The sequence below is a fragment of the Sphingomonas changbaiensis NBRC 104936 genome, assembly GCF_000974765.1.
Lineage (GTDB): Bacteria > Pseudomonadota > Alphaproteobacteria > Sphingomonadales > Sphingomonadaceae > Sphingomonas_B > Sphingomonas_B changbaiensis.
This window is the reverse complement of record NZ_BBWU01000021.1, coordinates 1-15,191: the sequence shown is the minus strand read 5'-3', so window position 1 is coordinate 15,191 and position 15,191 is coordinate 1. Positions and strand designations below refer to the sequence as shown.

The window sequence follows — 15,191 nt, the reverse complement described above, 5'->3', positions numbered from 1 at the left end:
GACGAGACATGGCTGACTTCGACTATGACCTGTTCGTGATCGGCGGCGGCTCCGGCGGCGTGCGCGCGGCGCGTGTTTCGGCTGCGCACGGCGCGAAGGTTGCGCTGGCCGAAGAGCACAAGGTGGGCGGCACCTGCGTGATCCGCGGCTGCGTGCCGAAGAAGCTGCTCGTCTACGGCGCCCATTTCGCGGAGGACCTGGCGGACGCGCGCCGCTTCGGCTGGGACGTGCCGCAATGCGCGTTTGACTGGCCGACGCTCCGCGACAATGTGCTTGCCGAGGTCGACCGGTTGAACCACGCCTACACGACCACGCTCAACAACAATCATGTCGAGATCATCCTGGAGCGCGCGACTGTCGCCGGTTCGCACAAGGTCAGGCTGGCGAGCGGCCGCGAGGTGACCGCGCGCGTGATCCTGATCGCGACGGGCGCCTGGCCGGCCATCCCCGACGTGCCGGGCGCGGAGCACGGCATCACCTCCAACGAAGTCTTCCACCTCGAACGCCTGCCGCGGCGCGTGCTGATCGCGGGCGGCGGCTATATCGCCAACGAGTTCGCCGGCATCTTCCACGAGCTCGGTTCCGACGTGACTCTGGTCAACCGCACCGACGTGATCCTGCGCGGCTATGACGAGAGCATTCGCGACCGACTGCTCCAGATCTCGATGACGAAGGGCATCAAGTTCCAGTTCAACTCGCGCTTCAAGAGCATCGAGAAGGCGGACGATCGTCTTCACGTGACGTTCGACGGCTGCGAGCCGCTCGAGGTGGACCTGATCCTCTTTGCGACCGGCCGCGTGCCGCACACAAAGGGCCTCGGGCTCGAGGAAGCCGGGGTGACGCTCGACGCCAAGGGCGCCGTCGTGGTCGACGAGGACAGCAAGTCGAGCATCGACAGCATCTACGCGGTAGGGGACGTCACCAATCGCGTGCAGCTGACCCCGGTCGCGATCCGCGAGGGCCAGGCCTTTGCCGACACCGTGTTCGGCCAGAAGCCCTGGCGGGTCGACTATCATTGCATTCCCTCAGCCGTGTTCAGCCACCCGCCGCTCGCGGGCGTTGGCCTCACCGAAAGCCAGGCAAAGCAGAAGCACGGCGCGGTGCGGGTCTATTCGTCGGATTTCCGGCCGATGAAGAACGTGCTCGCCAACCGCAACGAGCGTGCGCTCTACAAGATGATCTGCGAGCCTGAGACCGACCGCATCCTCGGCCTTCACATGATCGGCCCCGACGCGCCCGAAATCCTTCAGGCCGCCGCTGTCGCGGTGAAGGCCGGCCTCAACAAAAAGGCGTTCGACGACACCGTCGCCCTGCACCCGAGCATGGCGGAGGAATTGGTGCTGCTGCGTTAGCGTGCTATATTGCGCAGAAATGTAGGAGTGCTCGCCATGGCCCAGATCAACGTTTCGCTGCCCGACGGCCTAAAAAAATGGGTCGACGACCAAGTCGCCACCGGACGCTACAGCAGCGCCAGCGACTATATCCGCGAGATCCTGCGGGCCGACGAGGAGCGCGCGGCTCAACTCGCCTGGTTGCAGGCGGAAATCGATAAGGGCAGGGCGTCTGGAGAGGGGCAGGATTACAAAGAGTTCTTTGCTGAACTTCGAGCTGCCCGCTCCATAGCGGCATGAGGCAGCTGACGATTCTACCCGATGCCCGCGACGATCTTCGCGCAATCGAGCATTACAGCATCCAAGAGTTCGGCGTGGCCGTCGCCGACGAGTATATGAATCGCATCGAACGTGCGCTCGATCGACTGCTGGATTATCCGGAATCGGGACCGCTTTATCCCGGCATACGCCCGCCGGTGCGCTACCTGAGCGTTGGCAGCCATCACCTGTTCTACGATTTCGACGGACAACGAATCACGGTGGCTCGTATCCTGCACCAGGCAACGGTGCCGGACGATTGGCTTTAGGCTCGGACTAAGCCACCCACCGTTTCTCCCTGATCCACTTGGTGCAGAGATATTTGACGCCGCCGGTGATCGGCATGCCGGCGTGCTTGGAAAGCGGGTCGACCGATCGGTCGGGAAGGGCGCTGGTGAAGATCAGCGCATCGCCTTTGCGGGCCTTCACGCTTAGGCCGATCTCCGGGAACACGGTCTCGCCGCCCTGATAATCGTGGTTCAGATAGACGAGCACCGTCTTGAACCGCTGGTTCTGCTCGGACCGGACAAAGTCGAAATGCGGCTTATACTCCTGCCCGCCCTTGTAGCGCAGGATCAACGTCGCTTCGCCCTGCTCGAAGCTGGTGCCGCTCGCGGCCGCCAGCCGGCGATTGAGGGCGTGGACGACTGGGTCCTCGATCAGCCAATGAAGGGTTGCGCCATCCGACGTGCGGATCGGGTCGCGCACCTGCCGGCCCATCCCATCATTGACGACCGACGGCATATACTGCGGCTCGGCGATCTGGCGGAGATAATCGCATTCGGCCGCGGTGAAGAGCCGCTCGATCCGCCGCACATCCGGCCGTTCGCTGAGCGTCTGAGCCTCCGGCATTCGGGCCGGATCGCCGTCATCCGTCAGCGCCATCTTGTCGATCAATGACAGGGCAAGCTTGCGCCCACCCCCTTTCCGCGCTTCCGTCCGGAGCCGCGCGAGCGCCCCTTGCCAGTCTCTCGGGCCCGCGACGCCGTTCGCCATCAGGTTGGTCGTGATCTCGGCCGACTGCGCGTGACCGAGCGCGCTCGCCCGGCGATAGAGTTCGCGCGCGGCGGGCGGATCCTGCGGCACCATTCCGCCGCGCCACTTCATCTCGGCGAGCATCGCCAGCGCCTGTGGCTGGTTCTGCGCGGCGAGCCGGGTGACGATCAGCACGGCTTCCGCATTGCGGCCCGCAACCGAGAGTTGCACCGCCTGCTGCAGCATCGGATGGAGGGGGACTTGGGCCATTCTGACGTGAAAATCTGCTGTTGGGTCCCCCTTGGCACCGTTCGCCGTCGATCTCCAGCCCGAACGGGCCCTGGACGATGAGGCCGTCCGTCGCGCCCCGTCGCTGAAACGGCACGAAACACCGTTGCCGCTTGGGAACGAGACTCGTTGCGTGACGTTCGCCTGATGCGGGCCGACGTCCTTGCGCCGGACCGCTGTTCCGGGAGACAGAAAATGAGGGTCCTAAGCATAGCTCTGCTGCTCGCAGCTGCCGCCGGCGGCCTGACCGCATGTGCCAACAGGGACGAAGTCGCCGTCGCGCCGGCGCCGCCGGTCGGGCCTGGCGCGATATTGGGAACCACGGCCGCCGATCGCGACGGCAACGGCATCGTGGACGGCTATTACACCAGGGACGGGATGTACGTGCCGTTCCAGGCGCCGCCGTGCCCGCCGCCGCCGCCTCCGCCCCCGCCGCCGGCCCCGTCGGGCGAGCGCGGCATCTAATCGCCGGAGCGAGCGTTGTCCCTTCGCGGGGGCGGCGCTCGCTTCCCGTCCGAAGCGGAGTGTCGATACGTTGCACAACAGGTTTTGCGGCGCGTTCCTTGCCGCGTTGATGCTGGGCGGCTTGCCCGCGGCCGTAATGGCCCGGTCCACCCCGGATTCCGTCGCGCTCGCGATCAGGTCGGAAGCCGGTGGAAAGCTGAAATCCGTTTATGCTGCGCGCGGCTTCTGGCCGCTCTGGGTGAAAGACGGCGCGATCTCGCCGGCTGCCGACAGGCTGATTGCGTATCTGGAATCGGCCGATCTCGACGGACTCGAGCCGCGAAATTACGATGTGCGGGATGTGCGCGGCGCGGTCGATCGCGCGCGCGACGGCTCGCCCGAAGCACTCGCCAGGGCAGAGCTCGCCTTGTCTGAGGCATTCGCACGCTATGTCCGCGACGTCCGCCGCGCACCGAATGCCAAGATTCGCTATCTGGACGAAGAGCTGGTTCCGCAGAAGCTGAGCGAAGCCGATGCGCTGCGCGGCGCCAGCCTCGCGACCGACATCGACAGCTATATGATGCAGATGGGCTGGATGGACCCGGCCTATGCCGGCCTGCGCGGCGCCCTTGCCGATCGCCGCGCGCGCTGGAATCGGCTGCCTCCGGTCGATATCTCCGATGGACCGATGCTGAAGGCCGGTGCAAAGGGCGAGCGGGTCCGCCTGCTCCGCGATCGGCTGGGCCTCGCGCCCGGCGACCGGTTCGACAAGGCGCTTGCGGCTGCCGTGACCGATTTCCAGGCTGCGCACGGGCTGAAGCCGGACGGTGTCGCCGGCGCCGGCACGATCGCGGCGCTGAACCGCAGCCCGACCTTCTATGACCGCGTGCTTGCGCTCAATCTGGATCGCGCCCGCGTCCTGCCCGGTCCGGACGTGCGCCACATCACCGTCAACACCGCCGCCCAGCAGCTCGTCTATTACGATCACGGCACTGAAGAAGGGCGGATGAAGGTCGTCGTCGGCAAGCCAAGCGAGCAGACGCCTTTGCTGGCCGGCATGGTGCGATACGCGATTCTCAATCCCTATTGGAACGTTCCGCCCGATCTGGTCCAGCATAAGGCCGCATCGGGCGTGTTCAGCGGCGCAACGCTGCAGAAGGCGGGTTTCGAGGCGCTGTCGGATTGGAGCGCCCGGCCGCAATTGCTCGATCCTGAAGCGATCGACTGGAAGGCGGTCGCGTCGGGCGCGGAGCAGCTTCGCGTGCGGCAGCTGCCGGGGCCGTCGAACGCGATGGGGAAGGTCAAATTCATGTTCCCAAACGATCTTGGCATCTATCTCCACGACACGCCGGAGCGCGCGTTGTTCGACAAGAATCCGCGCTATTTCAGTTCCGGCTGCGTGCGCCTGGAAGACGCGCAACGCCTCGGCGAATGGCTGTTCGGCAAGCCCCTGGTGGCGGAGAGCGACGCGCCCGAACAGAATGTGGCGCTTCCCCGGCCGGTGCCGGTCTATCTGACCTACCTGACCGCTCAGGCGGGCGACAATGGCAGGGTCATGTATCTCGACGATGCTTATGGCAGGGATGGGTTCGACGCGCGGCAGGTCGCGAGCCGCTGATCAGTCGCTCGCAACCAGTTCCCGCCACAGCAGGATCAGCGCGGCCATCACCGCCGGGCCGATGAACAGGCCCAGCAGGCCGAACGCTTCGACCCCGCCCAATATGCCGATCAGCACCCAGAGGAAGGGGAGGCGGGTCGCGCCGCCGATCAGCACCGGCCGCACGAAATGGTCGGCGACAAAGACCACCGCTGCGCCGAGAATGACGATCGCGGTTGCCCAGCCGACCGCGCCCTGGCCCAGCAGCATCAGCGCGGCGAGGCCGATCAGGATCGCGGCGCCGAACGGGATCATGGCTGCCACTGCCGTCGCTGCGCCCATCAGCACCGGGTGCGGCACGCCGGCCGCGATGTAGCCGATCGCCATCAGCACGCCTTCGCCGATGCCGACCAGCACCAGTCCGTCGATCGTGCCGCGGACGGACCGGATCATCTGCGCGCCGATCCGTTCGCCGGCCGGCCCGAACAGCCGGTCGCCGGCACGCCGCGCCTGGGCGGCGATGTCGTCCTGGTGGCGCAGCATGAAGAAGAAGGCGAGCAGGGTGAAGGCGAACACGATCGCTTTGCGCACGGCATGCCCGCCGATCGTGCGAGAGCGGGCGATCATCTCTGGATCGGTCAAGTGACCGAATTGGCGCTGCGCCGCCTCCGGCGTGCCGAGGTTCGCGACCCACCAATCGTCCAGCGCCTGGTGCGGGAAGGGAAGGCCGGTGGCCCAGCCCGGCTCCGGCACGCCATTGGCGCGCGCCGAGGCGAGCCACGCCGCCAGGTCGTGCGCCTCCTGCGCGGCGCGGACGATGCCAAGCCCGAGCGGGATCAGCACGGCCAGGCCGATCGCGGCCGTGAACAGCAAAGGCAGCCACACCGCCTTGCCCGCAGGCCACCGCGCTTCGGCCCGCGCATAAACGGGCGACACCGCGATCGCGAGCACGACGGCCCAGAGCAGCGCCGGCACGAACGGCAGCGCGACCCACAGGCCGAGCAGCGCGAGCGCCACCACCAGCGCGATGCGCAGCACGCGCTGGGCCGTGCCCGCCCCGTCGATCATGACGCGCGGTTGGCGAGCAGGTCGTCGACTACAGACGGATCGGCGAGCGTCGAGATGTCGCCCAGGTTCGACACGTCGCCCTCGGCGATCTTGCGGAGGATGCGGCGCATGATCTTGCCGCTGCGGGTCTTGGGCAGGCCCGGAGCGAACTGGATCACGTCGGGCATCGCGATCGGCCCGATTTCGGTGCGCACCCATTGACCAAGGGCCTTGCGCAATTCCTCGCTTGGCTCTTCGCCTGCGTTCAGCGTCACATAGGCGTAGATGCCCTGGCCCTTGATGTCGTGCGGCATGCCGACAACCGCCGCCTCGGCCACCTTGGGGTGCAGCACCAGCGCGCTTTCCACCTCGGCGGTGCCCATGCGGTGGCCGGACACGTTCAGCACGTCGTCGACGCGGCCGGTGATCCAGTAATAGCCGTCCTCGTCCCGGCGCGCGCCGTCGCCGGTGAAATACTTGCCCGGATAGGTGCTGAAATAAGTCTCGAAAAAGCGGCCATGATCGCCCCAGACGGTGCGCATCTGCCCCGGCCAGCTCTTCGCGATCACCAGATTGCCCTCGGCCGCGCCTTGCAGGACCTCACCCTCGGTGTCGACGATCTGCGGATCGACGCCGGGCATCGGCTTGGTGGCGGAACCCGGCTTCAGGTCGGTGGCGCCGGGCAGCGGCGCGATCATCGTGCCGCCCGTTTCCGTCTGCCACCAAGTGTCGACGATCGGGCAGCGACCGTCGCCGACTACGTCATAATACCAGCGCCAGGCCTCCGGATTGATCGGCTCTCCGACCGTGCCGAGCAGCTTCAGCGTCGCCCGGCTCGTGCGCTTCACCGGCGCGTCGCCTTCCCGCATCAGCGCCCGAAGCGCCGTCGGCGCGGTGTAGACGATCTCGATCCCGTGCCGGTCGACGACTTCCCAGATGCGGCTGGGCGTCGGCCAGTTCGGCACGCCTTCGTACATGACCGTTGTCGCGCCGTTCGCCAGCGGGCCGTAGAGAATATAGCTGTGGCCGGTCACCCAGCCGATATCGGCCGCGCACCAATAGATCGTGCCGGGGTGATAGTCGAACACCAGCTCATGGGTCAGCGCGACCCAGACCAGATAGCCGCCGGTCGTGTGCAGCACGCCCTTCGGCTTGCCGGTCGAGCCCGACGTGTAGAGGATGAACAGCGGGTCCTCGGCGCCCATCGGCTCGCACGGGCACTCGCTCTCCACCTCGCGTGCCGCGTCGTGATACCAGACGTCGCGGCCCGGCTGTATCGCTACATCGCCGCCGGTCGCACGGACCACGATGGCCTTTTGCAGGCTCGGCGCATGCGCGGCCGCGGCATCGACATTGGCCTTCAGCGGAATGCGCTTGCCGCCGCGCCGGCCCTCGTCCGCGGTGACGACGATCTTCGAATCGCAATCCTGAATGCGGCCGGCGAGCGCTTCGGGCGAAAAGCCGCCGAACACGACCGAGTGGATCGCGCCGATCCGCGCGCAGGCGAGAATCGCGAACGCCGCTTCCGGGATCATCGGCATGTAGATCGTGACGCGGTCGCCCTTCTCGACCCCTTGCGCCTTCAGCACATTGGCGAAGCGGCAGACTTCGGCGTGAAGCTGGGCGTAGGTGAAGCGCCGCGCCTCTTCGCCCGGCTCATCCGGCTCCCACAGGATCGCGACCTGGTCCGGCCTCGTCTTCAGATGCCGGTCGATGCAGTTCGCCGATGCGTTCAATTTGCCGTCGGGGAACCAGCTGATGTGAAAGTCTTCCTGGCGGAACGACCAGTCGCCGGCGATTTCCGGGCGCTTGATCCAGTCCAGCCGCCGCGCCTGCTCCAGCCAGAAGCTGCCGGGATCGGCGAGTGCGCGGCCATAGAGCTGTGCATATTTCTCGGCGTTGACGCGAGCCCGCTTCGCCCAGTCCGGCGGAACCGGATAAAGATCGGCCATCCACACCCCCTTCGTGTTTACCAACTCTTTCGCGGGCGGGGCGATGGAAGGCAAGGGGCGGCCGCGCGAAGCCGCCCCGGTCCCTGTTATTCGGCGGCGGCGGCGGCCCCGACCGGGGCTCGCGGCGCCTCGCTGCTGGTGAACCAGCGCGCGAGGACCAGCCCGCCGGCGACGAACATCACCGCGTCGGCGACGCACGCATAGAGGCTGTACCGCCAGCCGAAGCCCATCCACACCGGATCGCCGAGGTGCATCATCACCGCGGCGGCAATGCCCAGCCACAGCACCGCCCGGCTCCGGCGCGAGAAATCGCCGCCGACAGCCTTCACGCCCAGGCCGATCAGCACGGCGCTGACGAGGATATGGACGAAGCCGCCGATCATCGCGGCAGCTGCGCCGGGCGCGCCGCCGGCGATCACGAAGCTGACCATCGCGCCGGGACCGGTGCGCCACGCGGCTTCGTCGTGCGGGACGAGGTAAGTGCCGGTACGCGCAAGGCTGCTGCCCAGCGTGTCCTGAATCGCGGCCGCGTTCGCCGGATCGAGCGGATCGAATGCCAGGTCGCTCAGCAGGCCGAAAAAGACGAAACCCAACACGTACATCACGACGGCGGCAGCGATGCTGCCGAGAGCCAATGACCGCATGTGGTCCTCCCCTGTCGCCGGCGCGGACCCATGCCGCGCTTTCTCGCGACGCATCGGTTTTACTCCGAAACGATCCCGGACGACAGACGTCTTGACGGCGGGTCTGAAACGGGTCTCAATCCGCAACTTAATTGCCGGGGAGGCGGGCATGGCGCGGGTGCTGGTGACGGGCGGCAGCGGCTATATCGCGGGCTTCACCATCCGGCAGCTGATCGCTGAAGGCTGGGACGTGAACACCACCGTCCGCTCCCTGACGCGGGAGAGCGAGGTGCGCGACTGGCTGGCGGTCGACAATGCCAGGCTCCGCTTCTTCGCCGCCGACCTGACGAGCGATCCGGGCTGGGCCGAGGCGGTCGACGGCTGCACCCATGTCGCGCACATCGCCTCGCCGATCCCGCCCGGCGCGCCGCGCCATGAGGATGAGCTGATCGTGCCCGCCCGCGACGGTGCGCTCCGCGCGCTGCGCTTCGCCAAGGCGGCGGGCGTGCAGAGGTTCGTGATGACCTCGTCGGTCGCGGCGATCGCCTATGGCCATCACAGCTCCCGCACCGAATTCACCGAGGCTGACTGGTCGAACCTCGAAAGCCCGCGCACCTACGCCTACCCCAAGTCCAAGACGATTGCCGAGCGGGCCGCGCGAGAGTGGATGGAGGCCGAAGGGCAGGGGATGGCGTTCGTGACCGTCAATCCCGCGGCCGTGCTGGGCCCCGTGCTCGGCCGCGATTTCTCCCCTTCGATCGAGGCGGTGAAGAAGCTGCTTGAAGGCGCGATGCCGGGCGTGCCGGACCTCGGGTTCGGCATCGTCGACGTGCGCGACGTCGCCGACCTGCACGTCCGCTGCCTGACCGCCGACGATGTTGCCGATGAGCGCTTCATCGCCTCGGGCCCGTTCCTGAAGCTGATCGACATCGCGCATATCCTGCGCGACCGGCTCGGCCCCGAGGCACGGAAAGTGCCGACCCGCCGCCTGCCCGATTTCATGGTCCGCATTCTCGGCCGCTTCATCCCCGAGCTCGGCCAGGTCGCGAGCGAGCTCGGGCGCGTGAAGGTCAGCACGGCCGCGCATGCGAGGGACGTGCTCGGCTGGGAACCGCGCCCGGTGGAGGAGACGATCGTCGACACCGCGCGCAGCCTGATCGATCAGGGGATAGTGAACGTCTGATCGGTTCACGCGAAGCCGCGAAGACGCGAAGAAGAAAAAAGATTTGGTTCGCGCGGAGGCGCAGAGGCGCGGAGGGAGTGCGCATCTCGCGCGCGCGTAGCGCAAAATTGCTCTCGGTAGGGATTGGTTGCGACTTCGTCGCTTGGAACAGACTCTCCGCGCCTCCGCGCCTCCGCGTGAACAATTTTTCCCTTCGCGTCTTCGCGTCTTCGCGTGAACAACCGCAAGCAGCGCCGCCATTGCCTTCCGCGCCAAAGCTTGGAATGACGCGGCCCCATGCAGACGATCCTCGAGGAACTGGAACGGCGCCGCGCCGCCGCAAAGCTGGGCGGCGGGCAGAAGCGCATCGATGCGCAGCACGCCAAGGGCAAGCTCACCGCACGCGAGCGTCTCCAGGTGCTATTGGACGAAGGCTCGTTCGAGGAGCTCGACATGTATGTCGAGCACAATTGCGTCGATTTCGGTATGGAGGAGCAGCGCATCCCCGGCGACGGCGTCGTCACCGGATCGGGTACGATCAACGGCCGGCTGGTGTTCGTGTTCAGCCAGGATTTCACCGTGTTCGGCGGAAGCTTGAGCGAGCGCCACGCGCAGAAGATCTGCAAGATCATGGACATGGCGCTGAAGGTCGGCGCGCCGGTGATCGGCCTGAACGATTCGGGCGGCGCCCGCATCCAGGAAGGCGTCGCGAGCCTCGGCGGCTATGCCGAGGTGTTCCAGCGCAATGTGCTCGCGAGCGGGGTGGTGCCGCAGCTCAGCTTGATCATGGGTCCCTGTGCGGGCGGCGCGGTCTATTCGCCGGCGATGACGGACTTCATCTTCATGGTGAAGGACTCGTCCTACATGTTCGTGACCGGCCCGGACGTGGTGAAGACCGTCACCAACGAGGTCGTGACGCAGGAAGAGCTGGGCGGCGCGATCACGCACACCACCAAGTCCGGCGTCGCCGACGTCGCGTTCGAGAACGACATCGACGCGCTGCTCGCCGCGCGCGACTTCATCGACTTCCTGCCGCTCTCCAACCGCGAGCATGTGCCGGAACGCCCGACCACCGATCCCTGGGACCGCACCGACGATAGCCTCGACACTTTGATCCCGGCCAGCGCAAATCAGCCCTATGACATGCACGAGCTGATCCGGAAGACGGTCGACGAGGGCGATTTCTTCGAGCTGCAGCCGGCGCATGCGGGCAACATCATCATCGGCTTCGGCCGGATCGAGGGGCGCACCGTCGGCATCGTCGCCAACCAGCCGATGGTGCTGGCCGGCGTGCTCGACATCAACTCGTCCAAGAAAGCCGGCCGCTTCGTCCGCTTCTGCGACGCATTCGACATCCCGATCGTCACCTTCGTCGACGTGCCCGGCTTCCTCCCCGGCGTCGCGCAGGAGCATAACGGCATCATCAAGCACGGCGCGAAATTGCTGTTCGCCTATGCCGAGGCGACCGTGCCCAAGATCACCGTCATCACGCGCAAGGCCTATGGCGGCGCCTACGACGTCATGGCGAGCAAGCATTTGCGCGGCGACCTCAACTACGCCTGGCCCACCGCCGAAATCGCCGTGATGGGCGCCAAAGGCGCGGTCGAGATCATTTTCCGCGGCAAGACGCCGGAGGAAATCGCCGAGCGCACTCGCGAATACGAGGCCCGCTTCGCCAACCCCTTCGTGGCTGCGAGCAAGGGCTTCATCGACGAAGTCATCATGCCGCACTCGACGCGCCGGCGGATCGCGCTGGGATTACGGAAGCTGCGCAACAAGCAGCTCGAGAATCCGTGGAAAAAGCATGATAACATCCCCCTCTGAGATAGCTGAAGATGCTGGCATCCAGCAGCGCTCGTCTGTCAGGAGAGAGCGACTCGCCATATCGCTAAAAGTCTTGCTCATAGGGATGAGCGGTTATCTGGTCGGATCATTCTTTCCTGCCGGTTATGTAAATTATCTCATACGATCGAGGGTATTCCCCGAAACTGCCGTGGTCGACCCGCCTAAGTTCGACAGAAGGAGATTGACGGGCGCTGAAATAGTCACGGGCAGCGAGTTGCTAAAGGCGCTCGATGCTAACCCTCAGTTATTCCGCAGCAAATTTCAGGGCAGACCTGTCAAGCTGGTCGGCATTATTCAGTACTTTCTTGAAGGTAGTGCCGGGCAAGATGACATGACCCTAACCCTCGATACCGGCAGCGAATATAAGGGAATATTCCTCACGTTCGACAACCCGGCCGCACCCGGGATGACGCAGTTGCGAAAAGGTGAGCCCGTTAGCGCAACCTGTATGGTTTCCGGAACGACGGAAGCGGCAAACGTGCATCTCAATCACTGTGAACTGTGGAAAGACTGATGAAACTCGGCCGTCTGAACCATGTCGGGGTCGCCACCCCTTCAATCGAAAACTCGATCGCCTTCTACCGCGACGTGATGGGGGCGGAGGTGGTCCGGGAGCCGTTTGATCTGCCGACGCAGGGCGTGAAAGTGTGCTTCGTCGACACGCCGAACAGCCAGATCGAGTTGATCGAGCCCTTGGGCGAAAGCTCGCCGATCCACGGCTTCCTCGCCAGGAATCCGGCGGGCGGGCAGCATCATGTCTGCTACGAAGTACCCGACATTCACGAGGCCAAGGCCTGGTTCGAGGGGAGGGGCTGCAAGGTGCTCGGCGAACCGCGGATCGGCGCGCACGGTACGCTGATCTTCTTCGTGCACCCGAAGGATATGGGCGGCGTGCTGACCGAGATCATGGAAACGCCGAAACATTAGCCCCTCTCCCTTCAGGGGAGAGGGCGACTCAGCCCTGCGGGGCTGAGCGGGGAGAGGGTTCCTGTGGTACACGGCCAACCACCCTCTCCTAGCTGCGCTAGGCAGCAAGCTACCAAGCTTCGCTGTTCCTCTCCCCTCAAGGGAGAGGAAAATGGGAGGGCACATGTCGACTTTTGAAACCATCCGCACCCACCGCGACGGCGACGTGCTCGTCGTCACGCTCAACCGCCCCGACCGGCTGAACGCCGCGCCGCCGGCGATGTTCGACGAGATTCGCGCCGCGATCGCCGACCTGAGCGGCGCCCGCGCGGTACTGATCGCGGGCGAGGGCAGGGCGTTCTGCTCCGGCGCGGACCTGATGGGCGGGGCCCTCGCGCCGGGGCAGGACCCGGGCGAGGCGACCTACAAGGCGCTGACCGACCATTACAGCCCGGCGATGCTGGCGCTGGCCGAGCTCGACGTGCCGGTGGTGAGCGCGGTGCGCGGCGCGGCGGCCGGGATCGGCTGCTCCCTCGCGCTGGCGGCGGATTTCGTGGTCGCCAGCGAGACGGCCTATTTCCTCCAGGCCTTCGTCAATATCGGCCTGGTGCCCGACGGCGGCGCGAGCTGGATGCTGCCGCGCCTGATCGGTCGCGCGCGGGCGGCGGAGATGATGATGCTCGGCGAGCGCGTGGGGGCGGACAAGGCGCTCGATTGGGGCATGGTCCACAAGGTCGTCGCCGACGACGCGCTCGACGCCGAGGCGCTGGCGCTGGCGACACGCCTCGCCGCCGGCCCAACCCGCGCGCTCGGCGGCATTCGCCGCAACCTGCACGCCGCGCTGGACGGCTCCTACGCCGAAGCACTCCAGCGCGAGGCAGAGGTGCAGCGCGACATGCGTGGGACCGAGGACTCAATGGAGGGCGGCATGGCGTTCCTCCAGAAGCGCAAGGCGGAGTTCAAGGGGCGGTAATCCAGCGGGCGTTGAACCCACACCCGGTTTGGCCTGAGCTTGTCGAAGGCCTCCCTTCTTCTTAGGGCGTGTGGAAAGAAAGGGAGGGCTTCGACAAGCTCAGCCCAAACCGGTGTGTGAGATCGACCGATGAGCAACAAACCCACCGTGGACGACTGGTCCGCTCTCGCCGCTAAGGAAGTGAAAGGCCGCGACCTCATCTGGCACACGCCGGAGGGGATCGACGTCAAGCCGCTCTACACGGCCGAGGACGCCCCGGACCCCGGTCTCCCCGGCTTCGCGCCCTTCACCCGCGGCGTGCGCGCGTCGATGTATGCCGGCCGCCCCTGGACCATCCGCCAGTACGCCGGTTTCTCGACCGCCGAGGAATCGAACGCCTTCTACCGCCGCAACCTCGCCGCCGGGCAAAAGGGGCTGTCGGTCGCCTTCGATCTCGCCACCCACCGCGGCTATGACAGCGACCACCCGCGCGTCACCGGCGACGTCGGCAAGGCGGGCGTCGCGATTGACACCGTCGAGGACATGAAGATTCTGTTCGACGGCATCCCGCTCGATCAGATGTCGGTCAGCATGACCATGAACGGCGCGGTGATCCCGGTGCTCGCCTTCTTTATCGTCGCGGCGGAAGAGCAGGGCGTCCCTCAGGAGAAACTGGACGGCACGATCCAGAACGACATCCTGAAAGAGTTCATGGTGCGGAACACCTACATCTATCCGCCCGAGCCCTCGATGCGGATTGTCTCCGACATCATCGCATATACCTCGGCCAACATGCCGAAATTCAACAGCATTTCGATTTCCGGCTATCACATGCAGGAAGCCGGGGCGACGCAGCTCCAGGAGCTCGCCTTCACGATCGCCGACGGCGCCGAATATGTTCGCGCGGCAATGGCGAGCGGGCTCGACATCGACAAGTTTGCAGGTCGGCTCAGCTTCTTCTTCGCGATCGGCATGAACTTCTTCATGGAAGTGGCGAAGCTCCGCGCCGCACGTTTGCTCTGGCACCGGGTAATGACCAAGCTCGGCGCGCAGGACGAGCGCTCGAAGATGCTCCGCACCCATTGCCAGACGTCGGGCGTGTCGCTCCAGGAGCAGGACCCATACAACAATGTCATCCGCACCACGATCGAGGCGATGGCGGCGGTGCTGGGCGGCACGCAGAGCCTCCACACCAACGCGCTGGACGAAGCAATCGCGCTCCCTACCGACTTCTCCGCCCGCATCGCCCGCAACACGCAGCTGGTGATCCAGGAGGAAACGGGGATCACCAAGGTCGTCGATCCGCTGGGCGGCAGCTATTACATCGAAGCGCTGACCAACGAACTGGCCGAAAAGGCGTGGGAGATTATCGAGCGGGTCGAGGCCGAAGGCGGCATGGCCAAGGCGGTCGCCGCCGGCTGGCCCAAGGCGATGATCGAGGAAGCCGCCGCCGCCAAACAGGCCCGCGTCGACCGCGGCGAGGACGTGATCGTCGGCGTCAACAAGTACCGGCCCGCGGAAGAGAGCGAGATCGAGATCCTCGAGGTCGACAACCACCGCGTGAGGGAAGCGCAGATCGCCCGCATCAACCGCATGAAGGCTGCGCGCGACGAGGCGGCGTGCCAGGCCGCGCTGGAGGCGCTGCGGAATGGAGCCGCAACTCCTCCCCGGAACGGGGAGGGGGACCAGCCCCGGCCTCAAGCCGGGGATGGTGGAGGGGTCGCGAGCGAAGCGAGCCCTTCGGCGCCCCG

At 66.1% G+C, this 15,191-nt stretch carries 15 protein-coding genes; 11 read left to right on the top strand and 4 right to left on the bottom strand.

Annotation, left to right across the window (positions count from 1 at the left end; translation table 11 throughout):
* The first annotated feature begins 8 nt into the window (after nt 1–8).
* Genes gorA through SCH01S_RS04920 form a run of 3 tightly spaced genes read left to right on the top strand, consistent with a single transcriptional unit; the run spans nt 9 to nt 1,918 of the window.
* Nucleotides 9–1,352: a glutathione-disulfide reductase gene (gene gorA, locus SCH01S_RS04930; protein WP_046347675.1), complete on the top strand. Its 1,344-nt coding sequence runs from the start codon at nt 9–11 to the stop codon at nt 1,350–1,352.
* Between the two features lie 36 nt (nt 1,353–1,388).
* Nucleotides 1,389–1,631, top strand: a complete 243-nt coding sequence (locus tag SCH01S_RS04925) for a type II toxin-antitoxin system ParD family antitoxin (protein ID WP_046347674.1) — start codon at nt 1,389–1,391, stop codon at nt 1,629–1,631.
* Entirely contained in the window at nt 1,628–1,918 is a 291-nt protein-coding gene (locus SCH01S_RS04920; RefSeq protein ID WP_046347673.1) for a type II toxin-antitoxin system RelE/ParE family toxin, read from the top strand. The genes SCH01S_RS04925 and SCH01S_RS04920 overlap by 4 nt, the downstream gene beginning before the upstream one ends.
* A 7-nt stretch (nt 1,919–1,925) precedes the next feature.
* On the opposite strand, the gene SCH01S_RS04915 is transcribed toward SCH01S_RS04920, so the two are convergent.
* Nucleotides 1,926–2,894 carry a 2OG-Fe(II) oxygenase gene (locus tag SCH01S_RS04915; protein WP_084689396.1) on the bottom strand — a complete coding sequence of 323 codons (969 nt, stop codon included), beginning with the start codon at nt 2,892–2,894 and terminating at the stop codon, nt 1,926–1,928.
* Between the two features lie 213 nt (nt 2,895–3,107).
* Between SCH01S_RS04915 and SCH01S_RS04910 the strand changes: the two genes are divergently transcribed.
* Together SCH01S_RS04910 and SCH01S_RS04905 are read left to right on the top strand one after the other, a co-directional pair.
* Nucleotides 3,108–3,377 (top strand): hypothetical protein, encoded by a 270-nt coding sequence (locus SCH01S_RS04910; RefSeq protein ID WP_046347671.1) that lies wholly within the window; start codon nt 3,108–3,110, stop codon nt 3,375–3,377.
* 136 nt (nt 3,378–3,513) lie between these two features.
* The gene (locus tag SCH01S_RS04905) at nt 3,514–4,974 is read left to right on the top strand and encodes a L,D-transpeptidase family protein (RefSeq protein ID WP_245612159.1); all 1,461 of its coding nucleotides are present in this window, start codon (nt 3,514–3,516) and stop codon (nt 4,972–4,974) included.
* On the opposite strand, the gene SCH01S_RS04900 is transcribed toward SCH01S_RS04905, so the two are convergent.
* From SCH01S_RS04900 to SCH01S_RS15715, 3 genes are all read right to left on the bottom strand, one after another.
* Nucleotides 4,975–6,021: an AI-2E family transporter gene (locus tag SCH01S_RS04900; RefSeq protein ID WP_046347669.1), complete on the bottom strand. Its 1,047-nt coding sequence runs from the start codon at nt 6,019–6,021 to the stop codon at nt 4,975–4,977.
* A complete protein-coding gene (gene acs / locus SCH01S_RS04895) occupies nt 6,018–7,952 on the bottom strand; it encodes an acetate--CoA ligase (protein WP_046347668.1) in 1,935 nt (644 codons plus the stop codon). Before acs ends, SCH01S_RS04900 begins: the two co-directional genes overlap by 4 nt.
* A gap of 86 nt (nt 7,953–8,038) precedes the next feature.
* Nucleotides 8,039–8,596: a hypothetical protein gene (locus tag SCH01S_RS15715; protein ID WP_157032805.1), complete on the bottom strand. Its 558-nt coding sequence runs from the start codon at nt 8,594–8,596 to the stop codon at nt 8,039–8,041.
* A 148-nt stretch (nt 8,597–8,744) separates the two neighbouring features.
* Between SCH01S_RS15715 and SCH01S_RS04885 the strand changes: the two genes are divergently transcribed.
* The 6 genes from SCH01S_RS04885 to scpA form a co-directional block, all read left to right on the top strand.
* The gene (locus SCH01S_RS04885) at nt 8,745–9,758 is read left to right on the top strand and encodes an NAD-dependent epimerase/dehydratase family protein (RefSeq protein ID WP_046347667.1); all 1,014 of its coding nucleotides are present in this window, start codon (nt 8,745–8,747) and stop codon (nt 9,756–9,758) included.
* Between the two features lie 276 nt (nt 9,759–10,034).
* Nucleotides 10,035–11,561: an acyl-CoA carboxylase subunit beta gene (locus SCH01S_RS04880; protein WP_046347666.1), complete on the top strand. Its 1,527-nt coding sequence runs from the start codon at nt 10,035–10,037 to the stop codon at nt 11,559–11,561.
* 85 nt (nt 11,562–11,646) lie between these two features.
* The gene (locus tag SCH01S_RS04875) at nt 11,647–12,096 is read left to right on the top strand and encodes a hypothetical protein (RefSeq protein ID WP_157032804.1); all 450 of its coding nucleotides are present in this window, start codon (nt 11,647–11,649) and stop codon (nt 12,094–12,096) included.
* Complete coding sequence (gene mce / locus SCH01S_RS04870; protein ID WP_046347664.1) at nt 12,096–12,509, top strand: methylmalonyl-CoA epimerase; 414 nt, start codon at nt 12,096–12,098, stop codon at nt 12,507–12,509. Before SCH01S_RS04875 ends, mce begins: the two co-directional genes overlap by 1 nt.
* A 163-nt stretch (nt 12,510–12,672) precedes the next feature.
* Nucleotides 12,673–13,461 carry an enoyl-CoA hydratase-related protein gene (locus SCH01S_RS04865; RefSeq protein WP_046347663.1) on the top strand — a complete coding sequence of 263 codons (789 nt, stop codon included), beginning with the start codon at nt 12,673–12,675 and terminating at the stop codon, nt 13,459–13,461.
* A gap of 129 nt (nt 13,462–13,590) precedes the next feature.
* The coding region (gene scpA, locus SCH01S_RS04860) for a methylmalonyl-CoA mutase (RefSeq protein WP_052733783.1) at nt 13,591–15,191 on the top strand (1,601 nt) is incomplete at its 3' end.

Excerpts from the sequence above, each read along its gene's own strand:
- SCH01S_RS15715 (WP_157032805.1), bottom strand. The coding sequence starts at position 8,596 with ATGCGGTCATTGGCTCTCGGCAGCATCGCTGCCGCCGTCGTGATGTAC.
- SCH01S_RS04910 (WP_046347671.1), top strand. The coding sequence starts at position 3,108 with ATGAGGGTCCTAAGCATAGCTCTGCTGCTCGCAGCTGCCGCCGGCGGC.
- SCH01S_RS04880 (WP_046347666.1), top strand. The coding sequence starts at position 10,035 with ATGCAGACGATCCTCGAGGAACTGGAACGGCGCCGCGCCGCCGCAAAG.
- acs (WP_046347668.1), bottom strand. The coding sequence starts at position 7,952 with ATGGCCGATCTTTATCCGGTTCCGCCGGACTGGGCGAAGCGGGCTCGC.
- SCH01S_RS04885 (WP_046347667.1), top strand. The coding sequence starts at position 8,745 with ATGGCGCGGGTGCTGGTGACGGGCGGCAGCGGCTATATCGCGGGCTTC.
- mce (WP_046347664.1), top strand. The coding sequence starts at position 12,096 with ATGAAACTCGGCCGTCTGAACCATGTCGGGGTCGCCACCCCTTCAATC.
- SCH01S_RS04865 (WP_046347663.1), top strand. The coding sequence starts at position 12,673 with ATGTCGACTTTTGAAACCATCCGCACCCACCGCGACGGCGACGTGCTC.
- SCH01S_RS04915 (WP_084689396.1), bottom strand. The coding sequence starts at position 2,894 with ATGGCCCAAGTCCCCCTCCATCCGATGCTGCAGCAGGCGGTGCAACTC.
- SCH01S_RS04900 (WP_046347669.1), bottom strand. The coding sequence starts at position 6,021 with ATGATCGACGGGGCGGGCACGGCCCAGCGCGTGCTGCGCATCGCGCTG.
- SCH01S_RS04925 (WP_046347674.1), top strand. The coding sequence starts at position 1,389 with ATGGCCCAGATCAACGTTTCGCTGCCCGACGGCCTAAAAAAATGGGTC.
- SCH01S_RS04875 (WP_157032804.1), top strand. The coding sequence starts at position 11,647 with ATGAGCGGTTATCTGGTCGGATCATTCTTTCCTGCCGGTTATGTAAAT.
- SCH01S_RS04905 (WP_245612159.1), top strand. The coding sequence starts at position 3,514 with ATGGCCCGGTCCACCCCGGATTCCGTCGCGCTCGCGATCAGGTCGGAA.
- SCH01S_RS04920 (WP_046347673.1), top strand. The coding sequence starts at position 1,628 with ATGAGGCAGCTGACGATTCTACCCGATGCCCGCGACGATCTTCGCGCA.
- gorA (WP_046347675.1), top strand. The coding sequence starts at position 9 with ATGGCTGACTTCGACTATGACCTGTTCGTGATCGGCGGCGGCTCCGGC.